Annotated in this window: 22 protein-coding genes; 12 read left to right on the top strand and 10 right to left on the bottom strand. The window is 70.3% G+C overall.

What is annotated here, in order from left to right; translation table 11 throughout:
- Positions 1-16: 16 nt before the first annotated feature.
- The 3 genes from Q0Q23_RS01860 to Q0Q23_RS01850 all read left to right on the top strand — a co-directional run bounded on the left by Q0Q23_RS01860 (position 17) and on the right by Q0Q23_RS01850 (position 4652).
- The gene (locus Q0Q23_RS01860) at positions 17-757 is read left to right on the top strand and encodes a cysteine hydrolase family protein (protein WP_295118437.1); all 741 of its coding nucleotides are present in this window, start codon (positions 17-19) and stop codon (positions 755-757) included.
- A gap of 261 nt (positions 758-1018) precedes the next feature.
- A complete protein-coding gene (locus tag Q0Q23_RS01855; protein ID WP_295118434.1) occupies positions 1019-3517 on the top strand; it encodes a LuxR C-terminal-related transcriptional regulator in 2499 nt (832 codons plus the stop codon).
- Between the two features lie 208 nt (positions 3518-3725).
- Positions 3726-4652: a hypothetical protein gene (locus tag Q0Q23_RS01850; RefSeq protein WP_295118430.1), complete on the top strand. Its 927-nt coding sequence runs from the start codon at positions 3726-3728 to the stop codon at positions 4650-4652.
- 95 nt (positions 4653-4747) lie between these two features.
- On the opposite strand, the gene Q0Q23_RS01845 is transcribed toward Q0Q23_RS01850, so the two are convergent.
- From Q0Q23_RS01845 to dnaK, 4 genes are all read right to left on the bottom strand, one after another.
- Positions 4748-5161: a heat shock protein transcriptional repressor HspR gene (locus Q0Q23_RS01845; RefSeq protein WP_295118427.1), complete on the bottom strand. Its 414-nt coding sequence runs from the start codon at positions 5159-5161 to the stop codon at positions 4748-4750.
- A gap of 2 nt (positions 5162-5163) precedes the next feature.
- Positions 5164-6156 carry a DnaJ C-terminal domain-containing protein gene (locus Q0Q23_RS01840; RefSeq protein WP_295118424.1) on the bottom strand — a complete coding sequence of 331 codons (993 nt, stop codon included), beginning with the start codon at positions 6154-6156 and terminating at the stop codon, positions 5164-5166.
- A 151-nt stretch (positions 6157-6307) separates the two neighbouring features.
- A complete protein-coding gene (locus Q0Q23_RS01835) occupies positions 6308-6958 on the bottom strand; it encodes a nucleotide exchange factor GrpE (RefSeq protein WP_295118421.1) in 651 nt (216 codons plus the stop codon).
- A gap of 2 nt (positions 6959-6960) precedes the next feature.
- Positions 6961-8829, bottom strand: coding sequence for a molecular chaperone DnaK (gene dnaK / locus Q0Q23_RS01830; protein ID WP_295118418.1), 1869 nt, complete (start codon positions 8827-8829; stop codon positions 6961-6963).
- Between the two features lie 276 nt (positions 8830-9105).
- On the opposite strand from dnaK, the gene Q0Q23_RS01825 reads away from it, so the two are divergent.
- Complete coding sequence (locus Q0Q23_RS01825) at positions 9106-9831, top strand: GTP pyrophosphokinase family protein (RefSeq protein WP_295118416.1); 726 nt, start codon at positions 9106-9108, stop codon at positions 9829-9831.
- Between the two features lie 31 nt (positions 9832-9862).
- Complete coding sequence (locus Q0Q23_RS01820; protein WP_295118414.1) at positions 9863-10462, top strand: signal peptidase II; 600 nt, start codon at positions 9863-9865, stop codon at positions 10460-10462.
- A 34-nt stretch (positions 10463-10496) separates the two neighbouring features.
- Here the strand turns inward: Q0Q23_RS01820 and Q0Q23_RS01815 are convergent, their stop codons facing one another.
- Positions 10497-11264 (bottom strand): SDR family oxidoreductase, encoded by a 768-nt coding sequence (locus Q0Q23_RS01815; RefSeq protein ID WP_295118411.1) that lies wholly within the window; start codon positions 11262-11264, stop codon positions 10497-10499.
- 168 nt (positions 11265-11432) lie between these two features.
- On the opposite strand from Q0Q23_RS01815, the gene sigJ reads away from it, so the two are divergent.
- Genes sigJ through Q0Q23_RS01800 form a run of 3 tightly spaced genes read left to right on the top strand, consistent with a single transcriptional unit; the run spans position 11433 to position 14521 of the window.
- Positions 11433-12332, top strand: coding sequence for an RNA polymerase sigma factor SigJ (gene sigJ, locus Q0Q23_RS01810; protein WP_295118409.1), 900 nt, complete (start codon positions 11433-11435; stop codon positions 12330-12332).
- 28 nt (positions 12333-12360) lie between these two features.
- Positions 12361-12993, top strand: coding sequence for a DUF2461 domain-containing protein (locus tag Q0Q23_RS01805; RefSeq protein ID WP_295118406.1), 633 nt, complete (start codon positions 12361-12363; stop codon positions 12991-12993).
- A gap of 49 nt (positions 12994-13042) precedes the next feature.
- A complete protein-coding gene (locus tag Q0Q23_RS01800) occupies positions 13043-14521 on the top strand; it encodes an MFS transporter (RefSeq protein WP_295118402.1) in 1479 nt (492 codons plus the stop codon).
- A 205-nt stretch (positions 14522-14726) separates the two neighbouring features.
- Here Q0Q23_RS01800 and Q0Q23_RS01795 read toward each other — a convergent pair whose 3' ends face one another.
- Complete coding sequence (locus Q0Q23_RS01795) at positions 14727-15365, bottom strand: MarR family winged helix-turn-helix transcriptional regulator (RefSeq protein ID WP_295118399.1); 639 nt, start codon at positions 15363-15365, stop codon at positions 14727-14729.
- Positions 15366-15419: 54 nt separating this feature from the next.
- Between Q0Q23_RS01795 and Q0Q23_RS01790 the strand changes: the two genes are divergently transcribed.
- A complete protein-coding gene (locus Q0Q23_RS01790) occupies positions 15420-16499 on the top strand; it encodes a hypothetical protein (RefSeq protein WP_295118396.1) in 1080 nt (359 codons plus the stop codon).
- A 25-nt stretch (positions 16500-16524) separates the two neighbouring features.
- Positions 16525-17076, top strand: a complete 552-nt coding sequence (gene idi / locus Q0Q23_RS01785) for an isopentenyl-diphosphate Delta-isomerase (RefSeq protein WP_295118393.1) — start codon at positions 16525-16527, stop codon at positions 17074-17076.
- Between the two features lie 132 nt (positions 17077-17208).
- Here idi and Q0Q23_RS01780 read toward each other — a convergent pair whose 3' ends face one another.
- Both Q0Q23_RS01780 and dcd read right to left on the bottom strand, forming a co-directional pair.
- Positions 17209-17736 carry a hypothetical protein gene (locus Q0Q23_RS01780; protein WP_295118391.1) on the bottom strand — a complete coding sequence of 176 codons (528 nt, stop codon included), beginning with the start codon at positions 17734-17736 and terminating at the stop codon, positions 17209-17211.
- A gap of 25 nt (positions 17737-17761) precedes the next feature.
- On the bottom strand, positions 17762-18367 hold the full coding sequence (gene dcd / locus Q0Q23_RS01775) for a dCTP deaminase (RefSeq protein ID WP_295118390.1): 606 nt from the start codon (positions 18365-18367) through the stop codon (positions 17762-17764).
- A gap of 88 nt (positions 18368-18455) precedes the next feature.
- Between dcd and Q0Q23_RS01770 the strand changes: the two genes are divergently transcribed.
- Positions 18456-18986 carry a GNAT family N-acetyltransferase gene (locus tag Q0Q23_RS01770; protein ID WP_295118386.1) on the top strand — a complete coding sequence of 177 codons (531 nt, stop codon included), beginning with the start codon at positions 18456-18458 and terminating at the stop codon, positions 18984-18986.
- A 33-nt stretch (positions 18987-19019) separates the two neighbouring features.
- Here the strand turns inward: Q0Q23_RS01770 and Q0Q23_RS01765 are convergent, their stop codons facing one another.
- On the bottom strand, positions 19020-19445 hold the full coding sequence (locus Q0Q23_RS01765) for a hypothetical protein (protein ID WP_295118383.1): 426 nt from the start codon (positions 19443-19445) through the stop codon (positions 19020-19022).
- Positions 19446-19605: 160 nt separating this feature from the next.
- Positions 19606-20079, bottom strand: coding sequence for a DUF1772 domain-containing protein (locus Q0Q23_RS01760; RefSeq protein WP_295118380.1), 474 nt, complete (start codon positions 20077-20079; stop codon positions 19606-19608).
- A 68-nt stretch (positions 20080-20147) separates the two neighbouring features.
- On the opposite strand from Q0Q23_RS01760, the gene Q0Q23_RS01755 reads away from it, so the two are divergent.
- Complete coding sequence (locus Q0Q23_RS01755) at positions 20148-20714, top strand: TetR/AcrR family transcriptional regulator (RefSeq protein ID WP_295118378.1); 567 nt, start codon at positions 20148-20150, stop codon at positions 20712-20714.
- Positions 20715-20724: the final 10 nt, after the last annotated feature.

The following is a 20724-nucleotide window of genomic DNA, read 5'->3' as shown; positions in this document are numbered from 1 at the left end:
GCGCTAGAGTGCGGTCATGAAGCGTGCCCTCATCGTCATCGACGTGCAGAACGAGTACGTCACCGGCAACCTGAAGATCTGCCACCCCGACCTGATGACCTCGATCCCGAACATCGAGGTCGCCATGGACGCCGCGGCCGACCACGGTGTGAAGCTCGTGCTGGTGCAGCACATCGAGGACGAGGGCTCCCCGGTGTTCGCCCGCGGCTCCGACGGGGCCGCCCTCCACTCGTCGGTCGCCGACCGCACCCCCGACCTGCTGGTCACGAAGCAGGGGGTGTCGGCGTTCGCCGGGACCGAGCTGAACGGCTGGCTGCGCTCGGAGGGTGTCGACACCGTCACGATCGCCGGCTACATGACCCAGCACTGCTGCGCGGGCACAGCGCGCGACGCGGCGGCGCTCGGCTTCGCCGTCGAGTTCCTCTCCGACGCGACCGGAACCCTCGACCTCGTCAATCCGGCCGGCACGATCTCCGCGGACGCCCTCCACGTCAGCGTGCTCGTCACGATGGACTCGGAGTTCGCCGCGGTCGCCACGACGGAGGAGTGGACGCTCGCGGTGGAGGCCGGAGACACCCTTCCCGTGTCGAACCTGTGGGACAGCACCGGACACGCGCGCCTGCCCGCCAAGCACGCCGAACTGCACAAGCTGATGCGCGACGTGCGCGCCGGAATCGACCGCGAGATCGCCGCAGGCGAGGCGAGCCAGTTCGCCAACACGCTCTACGTGGGGCAAGGGGCCTCGGGCTCGCTCTGAGCAGCCGGGGGCGCGGGGCGTCCAGTCGCTCGAAGCGCGACATCATGTCGCCTCTCGCGCTCGCAGGCGACAACGACGTGCCCTTCGGCCGCGGCGCAGCGGGCGACGGCACTCACACTCAGAGTGCACTGAGGTGAAGATCGTGGCGAAGTGGGCCGGTCCTTTCCTACCTTTCGGCATTCCGTACTCCGCTGCGCTGGTATTACGGATGCACCCAGCGCGGCCGAGTCCGCCGCGCAGGCGAGGAGCGAGGGGCTGCACGTGTTCGCATTCGGAGCCGAACTGGATCGCGCGGTCGCCGCGGCGCGCGCGCAGCGCACCGTCGGCATCGTCGGCGTCCACGGCAGCGGACGGTCGGCGCTGCTCCGCAACGCCGTGCGCACTCTCGAGCAGACGGGCACGCCGGTGATCACGGTGGAGGCCGACCGGGCGTCGACGCAGCCGGGGGCCGCCTTCCTCCGCTTCGCGCGACAGCTCGGGGTGCGCCTGGCTAGCGACAGCGATCCGCTGGACCAGGTGTCGCCGGCCGTTCGCTCATCCACGGTCGTCGCCATCGACGACACCCATCTCGTCGATCAGCGATCCCTGCGTCTGCTCGAGGGCCTCCGCAAACGCACCGGCATCGTCTTCGTGTTCTGCGAGCTGCCCGGAATGGGCATGCACCACCCCGACCGGACCATCACGCCCGCCTGGCCTCAGACCGTGATCCCGATGCGCGGAATCGGGATCGGCGCCACGAGCGAGCTGGTCACGGAAGAGCTCGGCGGTGAAGCCGATCCCGCCGTGGTCTCGCGTATCTACGCCAAGACCGGCGGCCTCCCCCTGCTCAGCAGGGCCGTCGTCACGAGCGCACGCGAGCACGGCCGCATCGTGCAGCACAACGGGATGTGGCGCCAGGCGACTGCCTCGTTCTGGAACGACGACCTCATCCCGCTGATCGACGGGATCCTGGCCGACTACGAGCCCGACGTGTGCGCGCTGGTCCGGTCGATCGCCGAGCTGGGCGACGTCGCGCTCGACATCGCGAGCGAGCGCTTCGACCCCCAGCTGACCCAGCTCGCCTGCGACTACGGGCTGGTCCGGCTCACCCAGACGGGCCTGGGCGCCGCCCTGCAGGTGTGGCCGCGCGTGTTCAGCGACCGCTACCAGCGCAGCAGCATCCCCCTGTCGACGATCTGGAAGCACGAGTCGGCCCTCCTGCCCGCCGATATGACCCCGGAGGTCGAGGGAGCGTCGCTCGCGTCGCTCTCCCAGCTCTTCCGTGAACACGAGCGCCGGGCTGTCACCGCGACCTTCGCGAACTGGGAGTCCGCGCCGACGCCCGCGACGGCGGGCGCCTACCTCACGGAAGCCCTGGGAGTGCCGCAGGAACGCGAACGGATCGTGCGCGTGTTCGCCGAGACGGCGGTCGAGCTGGAGGACTCGTCGAGCAGCTCCTTCGAGTTCGTGCTGCAGCAGGCGAACTGGCTGGCGGCCGAGGAGCAGCGCGAGACCGACTGCCGCGACCTTCTGGAGTCGTACGGCAAACTGCACCCCGAGTGGCGCGCGGCCGGTTCCGCGGCGGGGAGGGCCATCTCGCTGATGCTCGGATCGGGGGTGGAGACGCCGCGGTCGGAGGACGACGACGAGACCACCGGTTTCGTGCTCCTCGAGCGCGCCGTGCGCGCGCTCGCCCTCGGACGGACCGACGACGCCAGGACGCTCTCCCGGTCGGCGGCCCCCTCGAGGCAGGTGTCGAAGATCACCTGCACCACGATCGAGGCGCTCGCCGATCTCATCGACAGCCGCCCCGATGCCGCCCTCGCCAAGGCGGAGGGACTGATGTCGCAGGGCGAGTACCACAAGCTCCGCGGCGCCTACATCTCCGGCTCGTACGTGGCTGCGATGGCCAATTACGAGCTCGGCCGGCGCAACGCCTTCCTCGGCGTCCTCAACTCGGTGCTCCTGGTCGGCCGGCCGCAGTACCTGTTCCAGGGCTTCTACGCGGCGCTGCTGCAGATCCACGCCATCGGCCAAGGGCGGGGAGGCTCGGCGTCGTTGCGCGCCGCACTGCTGCGCGAGTCGGAGCGGCTGCAGCCGCGGCCCGGCCCGTTCTTCGGGATGGGCGTCGACTTCGCGACGACGGTATCGGTCGAGCAGCACTCGCCGATCCTCTTCGACCAGCACATCGCGGCCGCCGTGCGGCGCCGCCGCGAGCTCGGCTACCTGGTCGGAGCCGCGCACCACGGCCTGTACGGGCTGCAGTACTACTTCGGTCCGAACACCGTGCAGGAGTTCCGGCGCGTCGTCGGCAGGCTGCAGACCCCCGGTTTCGACCAGGCTCTTCAGCTCGTCGACCTGGTGCAGAGCGGGACGACGGACGGCCTCGCCGCGTGGGCGGACGGCGTGCGCACGGGGCACTACAACGCGTCGACGCCCCGGCTGCTCCTGTCTGCGGCCCGCTCCGAACCCGAACCGCACCGCAGAGACGTGATGGAGAACGTGGCCCGCGCGCTCGGAGGTGACCGCATCGTCACCGATTGGCCCGCCTACAGCGAGCTGGGCAGCCCGGAACGGCCGGCCACCGGGCCGCAGCTCACCCAGCGCGAACGCGAGATCGCGCTGCTCGCCGGCCGGCTCACCAACTCCGACATCGCCGAGCGGCTGTCCCTCAGCCCCCGCACCGTCGAGAACCACCTCGCCCGCGCGATGCGCAAGATCGGCGTATCGAACCGCCACGAGCTCTTCGAGAAGACGAGCATGCGTTCCTCCACTCAGTGATCGGCATCGCCTACTCAACGCGCCGTGGGCGCCCACCCATCTCGCAGCCGGACGGCGGGCGGCCGCACGAGTGGCCCACCAGATCTTCGATCGTCGACACCTAAGCCGACTCGACCGACCCAGACTGGAATCACCGACGACGCGAGCCACGCGGAACAGACCGCAGCGTCGTCTCCTCGAACTTCTCTTCCCCTGAAGGAGTCCAGCCGTGACACAACTCGCCCCGACCACCGAGAGCCGCCGCCCCTCACGCCGCGCAGTCATCGCCGCAGGCGCCTGGGCGGCGCCCGCCATCGTGATGACCGTCACGTCACCCGCGCACGCGGCCTCGACCGCCCTCGGCGTCATCACCTTCGCGGAGGAGCCCGCCGACATCGTCGGCCGCGGCGCTGTCCAGTCCTTCACCATGCAGCTCACGGTTCCCGAAGGCGTGGCGATCCCCGCGCAGGTGTCCGTCGCCTACGGCACGAGCGGCGTCGTCGACGGCCCGACGACAGTCCCCACCGGCGGTGCTACGGTCTTCACCTTCGAAGTGACGGCACGCGACTCCGAGGGCGCGACCGATATCACGGTCTCCGCACCCGGATTCGTCCCCGCTCAGACGACGCTCCGCGTCACCGCGGACTACACCGCGATCGCGTTCCTCCACGGCTCCAGCTACGGGATCACGCACAAGGACAACGTCCTGAACCAGGGATTCGACACGTCTCCGCACCAACCGGGCGACGTCGGCCGTTACTTCCTGGACGGGAAGTGGGGCAATCCGTCGACATCGCCGACGAACTCTCTGAGCTTGTCCGGCATCGTGTTCGCGATGCCGGGAAACACTCCGCTCCGCGGAAAGGTCGACTACCGCCTGCAGGTTCTCACGGGCGGAGAAGGCCTGTCGTGGGCGACCGGCCGAGGCGGCGCGAACGCCGGCAAGTCGATCGTCGGTACGGTGATCGACGGCGCAGCCCACCGCGTCGGCGGGATCACGTCCGATGCTGCGTACCAGAACACGTTTCCCGCGGGGGGAAACCGGCTTCTCCCGATCGTGCGCGACCTGCCCATGGTCCGGGCCGCCAGCGTGACCTTCCTGCTCAGTTTCCCGCGCTTCCCGGACTACGTCGTCGTGATCCGCGTCGCGTACTGAGCCCACAGCTGCGAGGGGCCCGTCGCCACCGATCCCCATCGGGGGAGGATCGGTGCGACGGGCCCCTCGCTTGTCTCCGGCCACGCAGGCGCCGCTTACCGCTCGAGCGGCCTCCACACGACGACCTGGTTGCTGCGGCGCACACGGGTGCCTGCGCGCATCGAGACGACCTCGCCTTCGGAGCCGGCTGCGAACACCCGGCGGCCCGGACGGTTGAGCAGTTCGTCGGCCAGCGCCGACTCGAGCTCGCGAACACGCTCGCTCAGCGCGTTCACGCTGTCTTCGAGCTCCAGGATGCGGCGGATCCCCTCCAGGCTCACGCCCTCGGAGCCGAGGCGCGCGATCTCCTGCAGCTTCTGGATGTCGCGCATCGAGTAGCGCCGCGATTTGCCGGCGGTCCGGCCGGGGCTCACGAGCCCGAGCCGGTCGTACTGGCGGAGCGTCTGCGGGTGCATCCCGGCCAGTTCGGCGGCGATGGAGATGACGAAGACCTGAGTGTTCTCGTCCATTCCTAACCTCGCGCCTTGGCCAGGAGGTCCTCTCGCGGGTTCTCGTCGGGGAGCTTCTCGGCGAACGCCTCCAGCGCCTCCTTGGCCTCGGTGGAGAGGTGAGACGGCACCGCGACCTGCACCACGGCCAGGAGGTCGCCCGTGCCCTTCGCGGTCTGGACGCCGCGGCCCTTCACGCGCAGCACTCTGCCGCTCGGCGTGCCGGGCGCGACGCGGAGCTTGACGGGGTCGCCGCCCAGCGTCGGGACCTCGATGGTCGCGCCGAGCGCCGCCTCGGTGAACGTGATCGGCACCGTCACCCGCAGGTTGAGACCGTCGCGCTCGAACACGGGGTGCTTGCGCACCGTCACGGTGAGGACGATGTCACCGGCCTCCCCGCCGTCGGGGCTGGGCTGCCCCTTGCCGCGCAGCTTGATCTTCTGGCCGTCGGCGACGCCGGCGGGGATCTTCACCTTGAACGGCTTGCCGTCGGCGGCCTGGAGGCTGATGGTCTCGCCCTTGGTGGCGGTGACGAAGTCGATGGTGGTGTGCGCGGTCACGTCGTGGCCGCGCGTCGGTCCGCCGTAGCCGCGGAAGCCTCCACTCGCCGTGCCGAACCGGCCGTTGCCGAAGAGGCCGCCGAACACGTCGTCGAAGCCGCCCTGGCCGCCCTGCTGGAATGTGTAGCGCTGGCCCCCGGCCTGACCGCCGAACATCCCGCCGAACACGTCGTCGAAGCCGCCCTGGCCGCTCGCACCCGGCGCGGTGAAGCGGGCGCCGGTGCCCATCGCGCGGATCTGGTCGTACTCCTTGCGCTGCTCGGGATCGCTCAGCACGGAGTGCGCCTCGCTGATCTCCTTGAACTTGGCCTCGGCGGCCGGGTCGCCCGGGTTGGAGTCCGGGTGGTACTTGCGGGCGAGCTTGCGGTACGTCTTCTTGAGCTCCGCCTCGCTGACGTCCTTGGAGACGCCTAGGACCTTGTAGAAGTCCTTGTCGAACCAGTCCTGGCTTGCCACGGCGCCTCCTCTCCTGCCTGTGCTGTCGTGGTGCGTGCCTGCATGGGCACTGCTGTCTGTGTCGAAGTCTGTGTCGAAGTCTGCATCGTGTGCCGAGGCGGGAGCGGCGGGACACGCGTCCCGCCGCTCCCGGCGCTCATCGTCCGGCCGCTCAGGCCGGGGTGGAGACGACCACCTTCGCCACCCGCACCACCGTGGAGCCCAGCCGGTAGCCGGTCTCCACGACCTCCGCGACGGTGTCCGCCGTCACGTCGGGCGTGGGCTGCTGGAAGATCGCCTCATGGATCTGCGGGTCGAAGGGCTCGCCCTTCTCGCCGTACGGGGTGAGGCCGAGCCGCTCGACCGCGGAGCGCAGCTTGGCCGCGATCGTCGCGAACGCGCTGCCCTCCGCCAGGTCGCCGTGCTTCTCGGCCCGCTCCAGGTCGTCGAGCACCGGGATGAGACCCTTGACGGCGTCTCCGATCGCGCGCTCCCGCTCGATCTCCCGGTTGGCCTCGGTGCGCTTGCGGTAGTTCGCGTACTCCGCGGTCACCCGCTGGAGGTCGGCGAGCCGCTCCGCCGCGACCTGGTCGGCCGTGGTCTGGCCCGACAGGATGTCGAGGTCGTCATCCGAGAGGATGCTCTGCTCGTCATCGCCGGCCGGCCCCACGTCGACCAGCTCTTCGTGCGCCAGGTCGTGCTCTTCGCCCTGCGGCTCCCGAACCTTGCCGGTCTCGGGGTCGATCCGCCGCTTGTCGCGGATGATCGGCTCCTCGCGTTCAGGCTCGTCCGAGCCTCGTCCGTCGCGGTTCTGGTCGCTCATGGTTACTTCTTCTCCTCGTCCTCGACGACCTCGGCGTCGATGACGTCCTCATCGTCGGAGGAGGAGCCCTCACCCTGTGCGCCCGCCTCGCCGGCCTCGCCGGCCGGGGCCTCGGACGCCTGCGCGGCCGAGTAGATCGCCTGGCCGAGCTTCTGCTGGCTCTCGTTGAGCTTGTCGTACGCGGTCTTCACGGCCTCGTCGTCCTCGCCCGCCAGAGCGGTCTTCAGCCCGTCGACGTCGCCCTGGACCTCGTTCTTGACGTCCTCGGGGAGCTTGTCCTCGTTGTCCTTGATCAGCTTCTCGATCGAGTACACGAGCTGCTCGGCCTGGTTGCGGGTCTCGGCGGACTCGCGGCGCTTCTTGTCCTCCGCCGCGTGCTCCTCCGCCTCGCGCACCATGCGCTCGATGTCGTCCTTCGGCAGGCTGGAGCCGCCGGTGATCGTCATCGACTGCTCCTTGCCGGTGCCCTTGTCCTTGGCGGACACGTGCACGATGCCGTTGGCGTCGATGTCGAAGGTGACCTCGATCTGCGGGATGCCGCGGGGGGCCGGGGCGATGCCGGTCAGCTCGAAGGTGCCGAGCGGCTTGTTGTCGCGCGTGAACTCGCGCTCGCCCTGGAAGACCTGGATCGCGACGGACGGCTGGTTGTCGTCCGCGGTGGTGAAGGTCTCGCTGCGCTTGGTGGGGATGGCCGTGTTGCGCTCGATGAGCTTGGTCATGATCCCGCCCTTGGTCTCGATGCCGAGGGACAGCGGGGTGACGTCGATCAGGAGGACGTCCTTGCGCTCGCCCTTGAGGACACCGGCCTGCAGGGCGGCGCCGACGGCGACGACCTCGTCCGGGTTCACGCCCTTGTTGGGCTCCTTGCCGCCGGTCTCCTGCTTGACGAGCTCGGACACGGCGGGCATGCGGGTGGAACCACCCACGAGCACGACGTGCGCGATGTCGCCGACCTTGATGCCGGCCTCGCGGATGACGTCCTGGAACGGCTTCTTGGTGCGGTCGAGGAGGTCGCTGGTCATCTGCTCGAACTGGGCGCGCGTGAGCGTCTCGTCGAGGTTCGCCGGACCGTTCTCGGTGAGCGACAGGTAGGGCAGCTGGATGCTGGTGCTCATCGAGGAGCTGAGCTCCTTCTTGGCCTGCTCAGCGGCCTCCTTGAGGCGCTGGAGCGCGATCTTGTCCTTCGAGACGTCGACACCGGTCGAGTCCTTGAAGCGCTTGATCAGCCACTCGACGATGCGCTGGTCCCAGTCGTCGCCGCCGAGGCGGTTGTCGCCGGCGGTCGCGCGCACCTGGATGGTGGAGAAGTCGTCGTCCTTGCCCACCTCGAGCAGGGAGACGTCGAACGTGCCGCCACCGAGGTCGAAGACGAGGATGAGCTCGTCCTCCTTGCCCTTGTCGAGGCCGTAGGCGAGCGCGGCCGCGGTGGGCTCGTTGATGATGCGGAGCACGTTGAGGCCCGCGATCTCACCGGCCTCCTTGGTGGCCTGGCGCTCGGCGTCGTTGAAGTACGCCGGAACCGTGATGACGGCGTCGGAGACGGTGTCGCCGAGGTACTGCTCGGCGTCGCGCTTCAGCTTCTGCAGGATGCGGGCCGAGATCTCCTGAGCGGTGTACTTCTTGCCGTCGATCTCCTGGGTCCAGTCGGTGCCCATGTGGCGCTTGACGGACGAGATGGTGCGGTCGACGTTGGTGACCGCCTGGCGCTTCGCGGTCTCGCCGACGAGGACCTCGCCGTCCTTGGTGAACGCGACGACGGACGGGGTGGTGCGGAAGCCCTCCGCGTTGGCGATGACCGTGGGCTCGCCGCCCTCGAGCACCGAGACGACGGAGTTGGTGGTTCCGAGGTCGATTCCTACTGCACGTGACATGTGTGCTTTCTCTCCTTTGTTGCTGGCTTCGTGGCCGGGGTAAGTCTGGGGGTCAAGAGTTGAGCCTCGACGGCTCAAGCCTGTCACCCCGACCGGGAGACTGTCAAGCCGCAAACCCCAAAACTTGAGTACATGTGACTCAACTTTGACGGAGGTGCGGATATTCCACGGTCAGGGCTGAAGTCCGAGCACCGCCCACGCGCCACCGGGCGACCGTCGCGACGCGGGCAGCGGATTCACACCGTCCGCACAACCCGCCTCGCTAGCGTCAATCGCATGGATCCGGCCCCTGCCCCGCTGCTCTCCACTCGCGCTATCGAGGCTCTGCAGAGCATCGATCCCGCGACGCTGAGCGAGGTGCAGGCGTTCCGGGACGACTTCGCGCGGTTCATCATGCCGTACAAGTTCGGCATCGACGAGATCTCGACCAAGGTCTCCATCCTCCGCGAGGAATTCGCCGAGCTGCACGAGTACAACCCGATCGAGCACATCTCCAGCCGCCTCAAGTCGGCGGAGAGCATCGAGCAGAAAGTCATCCGCAAGAACTGCGAACCCTCGTTCGACGCGATCCGGGAGGCCATCACCGACATCGCCGGCGTGCGGATCGTCTGCTCGTTCGTGTCGGACGTGTACCGCGTTTTCGAGCTCCTGACCGCCCAGGAGAATGTGCGGGTGCTGCGGGTGAAGGACTACATCGCGCACCCCAAGCCCAACGGCTACAAGAGCCTCCACGTCATCGTCGAGGTCCCCGTGTTCCTCAGCGCGGGCCCGGTGGCCGTGCCGGTCGAGATCCAGCTGCGCACGGTCGCGATGGACTTCTGGGCGAGCCTCGAGCACAAGATCTACTACAAGTACGACGGCGAGATACCCGAGACGCTGCTGCGCGACCTCACCGCCGCCGCGGGCACAGCGGGACAGCTCGACATCACGATGGAGGACATCCACCGCCAGGTGCGGGGCGACGGCGGCGGCCTGCACTACGCGTTGCCCGTCTCGGTCTAGGGGCGCACGCCGTCCGTGGAAGGATGGCGGGGTGAGCGACAGCATCGAACCCGCCGCGGAGCCCGCCCGCACCGCCGACGAACCGGCCGCACAGGACACCGCGGAGGCGTTTCGCACGCGTCGCTCGCGTGCCCTCGTCACCATCCTGGTCATCGCCGCCGTCGTCGTGCTCGCCGACCAGCTCACCAAGCTCTGGGCGACCTCCACCCTGAAAGAGGGCGAGTACCACTCCGTGCTCGGCGCGCTCCTCGGGCTGCAGCTGACATACAACTCGGGTGCGGCGTTCTCGTTCCTGGTGAACGCGACGTGGGTGTTCACCATCATCGCGGCGCTCGCCGTGGTGGCTCTGCTCTGGTTCTCGAGGCTGGTCGGCTCGCGCGCCTGGGCCGTCGCGTTCGGACTGCTCCTGGGAGGCGCGGTGACCCACCTCGGCGACCGGCTGTTCCGCGCGCCCTCGTTCGGCCAGGGTCACGTCGTCGACTTCATCGCCTACGTGAACTGGTTCATCGGAAACGTCGCCGACATCGCCATCTTCTGCGGCGCGGTACTGGCGCTCGTCCTCTCGGTGGCCGGAGTGCCCTTGCGCGGCGGGCCCCGGCACACGCACACCGCGCCGAACGAAGCCGGCTGAGCCGCCGGCGACCGGTTCGTCAGCGCCGGGTCGGTCAGCGGACCCGCGCGACCGTCGCCAGCCACTCGTCGAAGGTGATCGCGCCGAGCTGCGCACCGGACCCGGGCAGCAGGGTGCCGTCGCGCAGCGCGCGACCCCAGCGGCCCGGCAGCGGCACCGTGAGGACCCGGCCGGATCGGCCGGTCGCCGTCAGATAGCGGCGGACGAGGGTCGGCATGTCCTCGACGCGCGGTCCGGCGATGTCCCGGGTCAGGCCCACCGGGGCCGCGGTCGCGAGCTCGGCGAGGCGCGCGCCCACCTCCGCGGCGGCGACCGGCTGCGAACGCATCGCGGGGACCACGTGGAGACCGCCCGATCGGGCCGCCAGCTGGGCGGCGAACTCGTGGAACTGGGTGGCGCGCAGCACCGACCAACCGGCTCCGCTCGCCGCCACAGCTCGCTCCTGCGCGACTTTGCCCGCGTAGTACGCGGCCGGCGCCGCTTCCGCGCCGACGATCGACAGCACGACGTGATGCGCGACGCCGGCGGTGCGCTCGGCCTCGAGGAGGACGCGGGTGACCGTCTCGAAGAAGCGTGTCGACTTCGCCGCGCTCGTCGTCATCACGGACGTGACGTCGACGACCGAGGCGCACCCCTCCAGCGTCCGGGCGAGCCGGCCGGCCTCCCGATCGTCCGTGGCGGCCGCCAGCAGGTCGACGCCGACCGACCGACTGAGGACGATCGGCTCGTGACCGGCAGCGCGCAGAGCCTCGACCGTGCGCGCGCCCACCGCACCCGTGCCTCCGGCGACGGCGACCTTCATCGCGTCACCTCCGGAGCAGCGACTGCTGTCGGTCGGAGAGGGAGGCTCGGGATGCTCGGGATGCGACGGTGACGTGTGTCCATACCCTCAGGACGACGCAGCCGCCCGAAGTGTGAGGTCGGCTGCCAGGATGGAGGCCGGACGGCACCGAGACGGGAGGACGGACGCATGGGCGCGGCACACGACGACGCGGCGATCGCGGAGCGGCCGCACCTCCTGGCGCTCGGCTACCGGATGCTCGGCACCGTCGCGGACGCGGAGGACGCTGTGCAGGAGACCTACACCCGATGGTTCGGGATGTCCGAGCCGGAGCGTGCGGAGATCGGCTCTCCGCGCGGCTGGCTCACCCGCGCGGCCTCCCGTGTGTGCCTCGACATGCTCGGCTCGGCGCGGGTGCGCCGCGAGCACTACGTGGGCGAGTGGCTGCCCGAGCCCGTCCCCGCCTTCGCGTTCCCCCGCGGTGACGCCCTCGCCGACGCGACGAGCGACCCGCTCCGGCACGCGGAGCTCGACGACTCGATCAGCACGGCACTGCTGCTCGTCCTCGAGACGATGACCCCGTCCGAACGGGTGGTGTTCGTCCTGCACGACGTGTTCGGGATGCCGTTCCCCGAGGTCGCCGAGGTCGTGGGGCGCAGCCCGGCGGCCTGCCGCCAGCTCGCCACGTCGGCGCGCCGGCGGATCGCGGACGAGCGCGCGCGGACCGCGCCGACCGCGGAGCACGATCGCGTCGTGAGAGCGTTCGCCTCGGCCGCAGCAGGCGGTGACCTGGACGCGCTCGTGCGCGTGCTCGACCCCGCCGTCGTGCTGGTCTCCGACGGCGGGGGCCGGGTCAGCGCCGCACGCCGACCGGTCGTCGGCGCCGACAACGTCGCGCGCTTCCTCCTCGGGCTCGCGGCCAAATTCCCGGAGTCCACGGCGGAGCTGGCGCCCGCCGGCGACGGGCTCGCCGTGCTCGTGCGCCTGGGCGACCGGCTCGACAGTGTCGCGACGGTCAGCGTGGGCGGAGGCGTGATCACGGGCATCCGCATGATGCGCAATCCCGACAAGCTCAGCCTCTGGGTCTGAGCGGAGCGGGCGGACGTACGATCGGCGCATGGCATTCACGGGCTTCGACGAGGACGCCATCGCGTTCTACCGCGAACTGACCCTCAACAACGAGCGCGCCTTCTGGCTCGCGAACCGCGACCGGTACGAGACACGGGTCGCCCGGCCTCTGCACGAACTGGCCGACGCGCTCGAGCCGCGGTTCGGGCCGGCACGCCTATTCCGGCCGTACCGCGACGTGCGGTTCTCGCCCGACAAGTCGCCCTACAAGCTGCACGCGGCGCTCACGTTCGAACGCGGCGGGTACGTGCAGGTCTCGGCCGAGGGCCTGGCCGGCGGCGCGGGCGTCTACCAGCTCGACAAGGAGCGGCTCGACCGGTATCGGCGTGCGGTCGACGCACCGCGCACCGGCGCCGAACTGGAGGCCGCGCTGGCGGCCTTGCGCGCCAAGGGCGTCGGCATCGAGATCCCGGACGCACTCAAGACCACCCCGCGCGGCTTCGACCCCGACCATCCGCGCGCCGAGCTGCTGCGCTACAAGGGCATCATCACGTGGGCCGACTGGGGTGTTCCCGACTGGTTCGGCTCGCCGGAGGCCGCCGACCGCATCGCGGCTTTCCTCGACGACAGCGCTCCGCTCACGCACTGGCTGCGCGCCAATGTGACCGGCACGCCGGACTGAGCGCGCGGGAGTTCACCGCCTGTTCCCCGCGACGCCCTACGCTGTCCCCATGACCAGCGACAGACCCGTCGACGAGGGAGCCGCCGGGGCCGGAGCGGGCGCCGACGCGGACGCCCTCGCCACGGCGACGGCTCCACTCTTCGGCGAAACCTCGACCGACCGCCGCATCCCGCGCAGCTGGGTGGCGTCCTGGGCGCTGTGGGATGCCGGCGGCGCCGCGTTCAACGCGGTCATCACCACCTTCGTGTTCACGGTCTACCTGACGAGCGAGTACTTCATCTCGCCCGCGCTCCTGTCGGCGCAGAACGCCGAGAAGGACGGTTCCGGTCCCGCGCACCACGCGGTCACCGGCGCGATCGCCGGCCTGTCGAGCGGGCTCGCCTGGGGCATCGGGATCGCGGGCATCGTCGTGGCCGTCCTTGCGCCGGTCCTCGGGCGCCGCACCGACGGGTCGGGGCGGCGCAAGCTCTGGCTGGGCATCAACACCGGAGTGGTGGTCGTGGTCACCGCGCTGATGTTCTTCGTCGTGGGCGAGCCCTCCTTCTTCCTCTTCGGCGTCGTCCTCGTCGGCGTCGGGACCGTCTTCTACGAGATCGCGACCGTCAACTACAACGCGATGCTCGTGCAGGTCTCCACGCCCAAGACGGTCGGCCGGGTCAGCGGACTCGGCTGGGCCAGCGGGTATTTCGGCGGGATCCTGCTGCTGGTCATCGTGCTCGTGCTGCTCGCATCGCCGAACGGCGACGGGACGGGCGGCCTGCTGCGGGTCACCACCGACCAGGGCCTCAACTACCGTCTTGTCGCCGTCGTCGCGGCGATCTGGACGCTCGCGCTCTCGATCCCCGTGCTCGTGCGCGTGCCCGAGGCGGCCGCGAACCGGCGGGTGCCGCGGGTCGGTTTCTTCTCGTCGTACCGGCTGCTGTTCCGCGACATCGCCGTGCTCTGGAGGGAGAGCCGCAACACGGTGATGTTCCTCATCGCGTCGGCGCTCTTCCGCGACGGGCTCGTCGGGGTGTTCACGTTCGGCGGCATCCTCGCCAAGGGGACCTTCGGCTTCACCCAGTCGGGCGTGATCGTGTTCGCCATCGCCGCGAACGTGGTGGCCGGCGTCAGCACGATCCTGTCGGGTCGGTTCGACGACCGGTTCGGCGCCAAACCCGTCATCGTCACGGCGCTGATCGGACTGGTCATCGCGGGGTTGGCCGTGTTCGTCCTGCACGACGCCGGCGCGATCGTGTTCTGGGTGTTCGGCCTCATCCTCTGCCTCTTCGTCGGGCCCGCCCAGTCGGCGAGCCGCACCTTCCTGGCGCGGATCACACCCGCCGGTCGGGAGGGCGAGGTGTTCGGGCTCTACGCGACCTGCGGCCGGGCCGTCTCGTTCGTGGCTCCCCTGCTGTTCGCGACGTTCGTCGCCGTCGGCGGCGCGCAGTACTGGGGCATCCTCGGGATCGTGCTGGTGCTGCTCGTGGGGCTGCTCCTGCTGCTGCCGGTGCGTTCGCCGCGGGAGGCGTCGGCCGCGCGCCGGTAGCGGAGGAGTCTCGGGGCGCGGCGGCGCCTGGAGACGGGGTACGGAGGAGTTCGCGCCTCCAGGGGCTCGGATGTCCTCCGGTGGCCGCTGGCCGGTCGTGCCCCGTCCGTAGCGGAGGATTCTGCGGCCGAATAGTGCGGAGTCTCCTCCGCTGGCCGTCGAGGGGCGGCGTGTCGATGCCTGACTCCTCCGCTGCCGACGGGACTCAGCGCGGCCAGGCCCGGACGAAACGGTCGAACAGGTCGGCGAAGGTGCGCGCCTCCTCGGGCGTGAACGATGCCAGCGCCGCCTCCACGGCCGACCTCCGGTGGTCCTGGACCTCGCCCAATTGCGACCGGCCGGCCGCGGTGAGTTGAAGGAGGGCGCGCCGCGCGTCGGACGGGTCGGGAACGCGCCGGACCAGGCCGCGTTCGACGCCCTCCTGCACCAGGCGGCTCGCACGCGGCTGATCGACGCCGATCGCCGCGGCGAGCGAGCTGACCGAGAGCCGGCGGTCGTCGGACTCGGCCGCCGCGAGCGCCTCCAGCATGCGGAAGCGCGCGATGCGGCCCAGGGACCCGTCACGCCCGCGCCGGCCCGGGCCGGGCCTGGCGGAATCTCCGAAGGGGCCCGGGTAGCCGCCCCAGGGGCCGCGCCCTCCCCAGCCGTGCATATCGCCGTGCGGGCGTTGGCCGTGCCGGTGCTCGCCGTGCTCGTGCTCGTGCTCGTGCTCGCCGTGATCGCCGTGATCGCGCTCGAATCTGCGGCGCGACTGGTCACGTCGCACCGCCACCAGCGATCTCTCGATCAGCGACACGATGTCCGCTTGCGGCGAACCGCTCTGCTCTTGACGATCCTCAGCCATGCATGTAACTATACATTTACTTGTAACAGTACATAGAAATAGGAGGGGTCCCCGATGACGAACATCGACGACTCGAACGACACACAGCCGGGCTACTGGTTCGGCGAGCTGAACGGGCGCCTGCGCGACCGCATGCGCGACGAACTCCGCGACCTCGACCTCGGCCGCCGCGGCTGGCGCATCCTGCACAGCCTGGCCGAGAACCCCGCGACCGCGGACGACCTGGCGGCCTCGCTTCCCCGGCACGGCCGCCGGAGCCGGCCGGACCGCCCCGGCCGCGGCGACCCTGCCAACGGGTCGGCCGCCCAGCCTGAACGGCGTGAATGGCGCGGACGCCCCGACTGGATGCGGCGCGAATGGGAACGCCGGCAAGAGATGTACCGCGCGTGGATGGAGCACGACCGCGAGCGTTCGCATCCGGACTCGCGCGGCGAGCACGAACACCCCGAGCGCCACGAGCACGAGCACCACGACGAGCACGAGCACGAGCACGAGCACAACGAAGACCTCCACGAGCACGACCACGACCACGACCACGACCACGACCACCACCACCACCACCACCACGCGGGCGCCCGCGACTCGCAGCAGGCGTTCGAGCGCGGCTTCGAGCGCGGATTCGTGCGTGGCTTCGAGCGCGGTGTGCCGGGCGGCCCGGGACGGTTCGGCCCTCGCCCGTTCGCTCCCGGATCCGGTGCCGGGCGGTTCGGGCACGGCCCACAGGGTCAGGCGTACGGCTACGGCCCTGCCTACGCGCCCGGCCACGGTCACGCGCCCGGCCACGGTCACGGGCACGGCCACGCGACCTCTCCGGGCCGGGGCTGCCGCGACCACGTGCGCGACGGGATCGATCGGATCCTGGCCGACTTCGTCGAGCGCGGCTGGGTGTGGTTCGACGGCGACACGGCCACACTGACCGACGAGGGACGCGCCGCTCACGACGCGGCGTTCGAACGCATCCGCTCCCTCCGCAATGCCGTGAGCGAGGGCATCGACCCGGCCGATCTGGCCACGACGATGGCCACCCTGGAGGCCATGGCGCGCAACCTGGGCTGGGCTCCACCCGCCGAGGACGCCGACGCCTCCGGCTCCTCCGCCGGCGGGTCGCGCAGCGACGATCCGGCCTCGGACTGAGCGCGCGCAAGCCTAGGATGGACGCATGACGCCACCCCGCGAAGAGGTCGTGCTGCTCGCCGACGACGGCACCCCGACGGGCACGGCGGACAAGGCGACCGTGCATACGACGCACACGCCGCTGCACCTGGCGTTCTCGTGCCACCTGTTCGACGGCGAAGGGCGCATCCTCGTCACCCGCCGCTCGCTCGCCAAGGCGACCTGGCCCGGTGTCTGGACCAACTCGTTCTGCGGACACCCCGCCCCCGGCGAGGCGATTGAGGACGCGATCGCCCGCCGCGCGTCGGATGAGCTCGGCACATCGGTCGAGAACCTCGTGGTCGCGCTGCCGGACTTCCGCTATCGGGCGACCGACGCGGCCGGCATCGTCGAGTACGAGGTCTGCCCCGTCTACACGGCGACCATCGCAGGCGAGCTCGCCCCGGTCGCGTCCGAGGTCGCCGAATGGGAGTGGGTGGACCCCCGCGTGCTGCTGGCCGCGGTCGAGGCCACTCCGTGGGCGTTCAGCCCCTGGCTCACCCTGCAGCTGCCCGCGCTCTACGCGGACGACGCACCCGAAGCTTCAGGCCAGCTGTGAGTCGATCTCATTATTTTCCACCTGTGTAATTGACTGTGGATAACTTCAACCGGCGTATGCCGCGACGCGAATCCATTCGGGCCCGAAGCAGCTCACCCGGGTAGCAGTTGCGCCGTCGCATCCACCGCCGCATCAGCCCGTGCGCGTCGCCTCGAGGTGCTGCTCGAGCCACCAGGTGCGGCCCTCGTCGTTCGACACCCAGCCGTCCCACTCGAACGAGTCGTCGGTGATGTTCGAGAAGTTCCAGCGGATCGGCCGACCGTCGGTCTGCGTGCCGTCCTGACGGATCCCGTTGCGCCGGTGCGGCGTCGCCACCAGCGTGCAGAAATCGCCGGCGGCGGCACCGAACCAGTTGACCCGCCAGGCGCCGAGGGTCGGGTCGTAGACACGCACGGTCGAACCGCGGCCGTCCAGGAGGTCCGGGTCGGCGGCGTCGCGCGCGATGAGCACGTCCTGCACGGCGCGGCCGCCGAGCGTGTATGCGAACACCCACTCCGCGACCGACTCACGCCACGCGCCCGTCGTCTCGTCGAGGAAGCGCACGTCGGCGCGCCAACTGCCGACCAGCCGGCCGAACAGCTGCATCCGCTGCGGGCGTTCCGGCGTCGGTCCGGTGGCGATCAGGGCTCGCGCGAAAAGGGAATCGGTCGACTCGCTCATGGGCGGCCCTCTCGGCTCGGATGGGTCAGCTGGACGGTCGTCCGGCGTCGGTCGCGGAGACGTCGGTGCGGTGGAAGTTGAGGTACGAGCGCGACGCGGTCGGCCCGCGCTGACCCTGGTACCGGGAGCTGTACTCCGCCGAGCCGTACGGGCGCTCGGCCGCGGACGAGAGCCGGAAGAAGCACATCTGCCCGATCTTCATGCCCGGCCAGAGCTTGATCGGCAGCGTCGCCACATTGCTCAGCTCGAGCGTCACATGCCCGGAGAACCCGGGGTCGATGAAGCCGGCCGTGGAGTGCGTGAGGAGGCCGAGCCGGCCGAGCGAGCTCTTGCCCTCCAGTCGCGCGGCGACGTCGTCGGGCAGGCTCACCCGCTCGAACGTCGAGCCGAGGACGAACTCGCCCGGGTGCAGGATGAACGGCTGGTCCGGGTCGACCTCCACGAACCGGGTCAGCTCGGGCTGATCCTCCGCCGGGTCGATGAAGGGGTACTTGTGGTTGTCGAACAGCCGGAAGAAGCGGTCGAGCCGCACGTCGATGCTCGACGGCTGCACCATCGCGGGCTCGTAGGGCTCCAGCGCGATCCGCCCGGCGCCCAGCTCGGCCTTGATGTCACGATCGGAGAGAAGCACGCGCCCAGCCTATCGGGTGCGGGCTCGCCGCCGTCGGCGCGGATGGGCCGGGCGCGGAGCCGCCGGGCGCGTGGCCTAGCCTGGTGGGATGAGCACCACCGCCCCGGCCGCCACCGTGCGCATCCGACCCGCCGTCGACGGCGAGTACGCCTCGATCGGCGAGCTCACATACGCGGCCTATTCGCACGACTACAGCGATCTCTCCGACGACTACCGCACGCAGCTGCAGCACCCGGAGTCCCTCCTCGACGCGTTCGACTTCTTCGTGGCGGAGGACGACGTCACGGGCGAGCTCGTCGGCACGATCGCGGTGCTCCGGGCCGGGCTCGACCAGAACGGGAGCATCGGCCGCGACGAGCTGTACTTCCGCCTCCTGGCCACGCATCCTTCTGCACGCGGCCGCGGGATCGGCGACGCGCTGACCCGGTTCGCCATCTCGGAGGCCCGTCGTCGCGGGCAGCGTGCCGTCGTCTTGAACAGCGGACCGGAGATGCGGGGCGCGCACGCGCTCTACCGCAAGCTCGGCTTCACCAGGCGAGCCGAGCGCGAGGGCGTCATCGTGCTGCCGGACGGGCGGGAGCTCGAGCTGCTGACGTTCGTCCTCGACCTCGAGGGCTGAGCGCGGCGCGGATCTCCCGGCGTACGTCGACCCTCAGCCGGCGATCGACGAGCGCCGGCTCGCCAGCGCCGTGGCCCCGACCGCCACGTACAGCGCTGCCGCGGCGACGAACCCGACGGACATGGCGAACGACAGCCAGTCGCCGCCCGTGAACATCGTCCCGAGGCCGACGAGGAACGTGGCGATCACCACGATGAACGCCCAGAGCGCGGCACCTTGCGCCGCATTCACCCGCCGTGCGGTCGTCCACACCCGCACAGAGACGACGATCAGCCCGATGCCCACCAGCGCGTGGAGGCCGAGGACGATGCCCGAGAACACCCGGGCGGCACCGTCGTTCTCCTCGGGGCTGCCGAGGAGGTTCGCGCCCATCCCGAGCAGGAACTGCAGGGCGAGCGCGCTGAGCGCCTCCCGCGAACGGCGGACCAGGTCGGCGGACGGGTTCGTGAGCGTGGACATCGGTGCCCCTTTCGTTCGGTGGTGCAGGGTGTCGGCAGTGCGCACCCGACGGTTCGCTCCGCATACGCCCAGTGTGTTCCCACGCCGAAACGCTGTCATGCGGTGAATGAAGTAGATTCGGTTACTCCCGCCGGAGTAGCGCGATCGGGCGTCGAGCTCCTCACAGCAGGAGGAGCGTCGCGCACAGCAGCGCGATCGCGACGCCGAGCAGCGTCGCACGGAGCACGATGATCGACTCCCAGCGGCTCTGCAGCGCTCGTGCGTCCTCCGGCACGACGCCGGCCGATGCCGCAGCGGTGAACACGGAGTTGATGGGCTTGGCGATGCGCGCGAAGAGCAGCAGCCACGCGAGCAGGAACAGCAGCGCCCCGGCGGCGGGCGTACCGGCGGGCGGCGTGCCTCCGACGAAGGCGAGCACGACGGTCGCGGCCACGGCGATCGTCCCCCCGATCCCGATGACGGGGAACCGCCGATCTCCGAAGTAGTGCCCGCGGCCGATGACCTGCACGAGCGTTCGGTCGTCCAGCTCGGCCCAGACCGGGCGCTGTACGACGGCGACGCTCATGTCGGTGCCGAAGATGACGGCGAGGCTGAGGATGGCAACGACCGCGGTGATGCCGATGGCGAAGGACATTGTGTCTCCTGGTTTTCGAGGTGATGGGTGTTAGCACTGCTAACAGCTAGCACTGCTAACCTAACGACATGCCTCGATCACCGCAAGACTCGGCGCGAGTCCGGGAACGCGAGACCCGGATCGTCCGCACGACACGCGATATCGCGGAGAACGAGGGGTGGCCCGCGGTGACCGTGCGCCGGCTCGCCGACGCCATCGGGGTCAGCCAGCCGATCCTCTATCGGCACTTCCCCGGGGGCCGCGACGACATCGTCGGCCGGGTCGTGCTCGATGGCTACGCCGAGCTGGCGGCCGCGATGGAGGTTCCGGGCAACGGGCCCGAGTCACTGCCGGCGTTGATCGACGCCTACCTCGCCTTCGCACGGGAGAACCCCGCCGTCTACGAGGCGATGGCTTCGGCCCGCAGCAGTATCGTGTTCGCTTCGGTCGAGACCCCCGAGGTGCTCCGCAGGGGCTTCGAGTTACTCGAGAACGCCGTCGGCGGCCGGGACGGCCGCGAGCGCGCGGTGCGGGCGGAGCTGTTGTGGAGCACACTGCACGGCATCAGCCAGCTCAGCGCCGGAGGCCGCCTCGACGCCGACCTCGACGGGTTCCGGGAGGAGACGATCGCGGCGCTCTTCACACCGCCGGCGTGAGGCGGTCGCC

It is taken from the genome of uncultured Leifsonia sp., from assembly GCF_945957465.1.
GTDB lineage: Bacteria > Actinomycetota > Actinomycetes > Actinomycetales > Microbacteriaceae > Leifsonia.
Note: the sequence above shows the minus strand (reverse complement) of the source record. Positions and strands in the feature narration are given on the sequence as shown.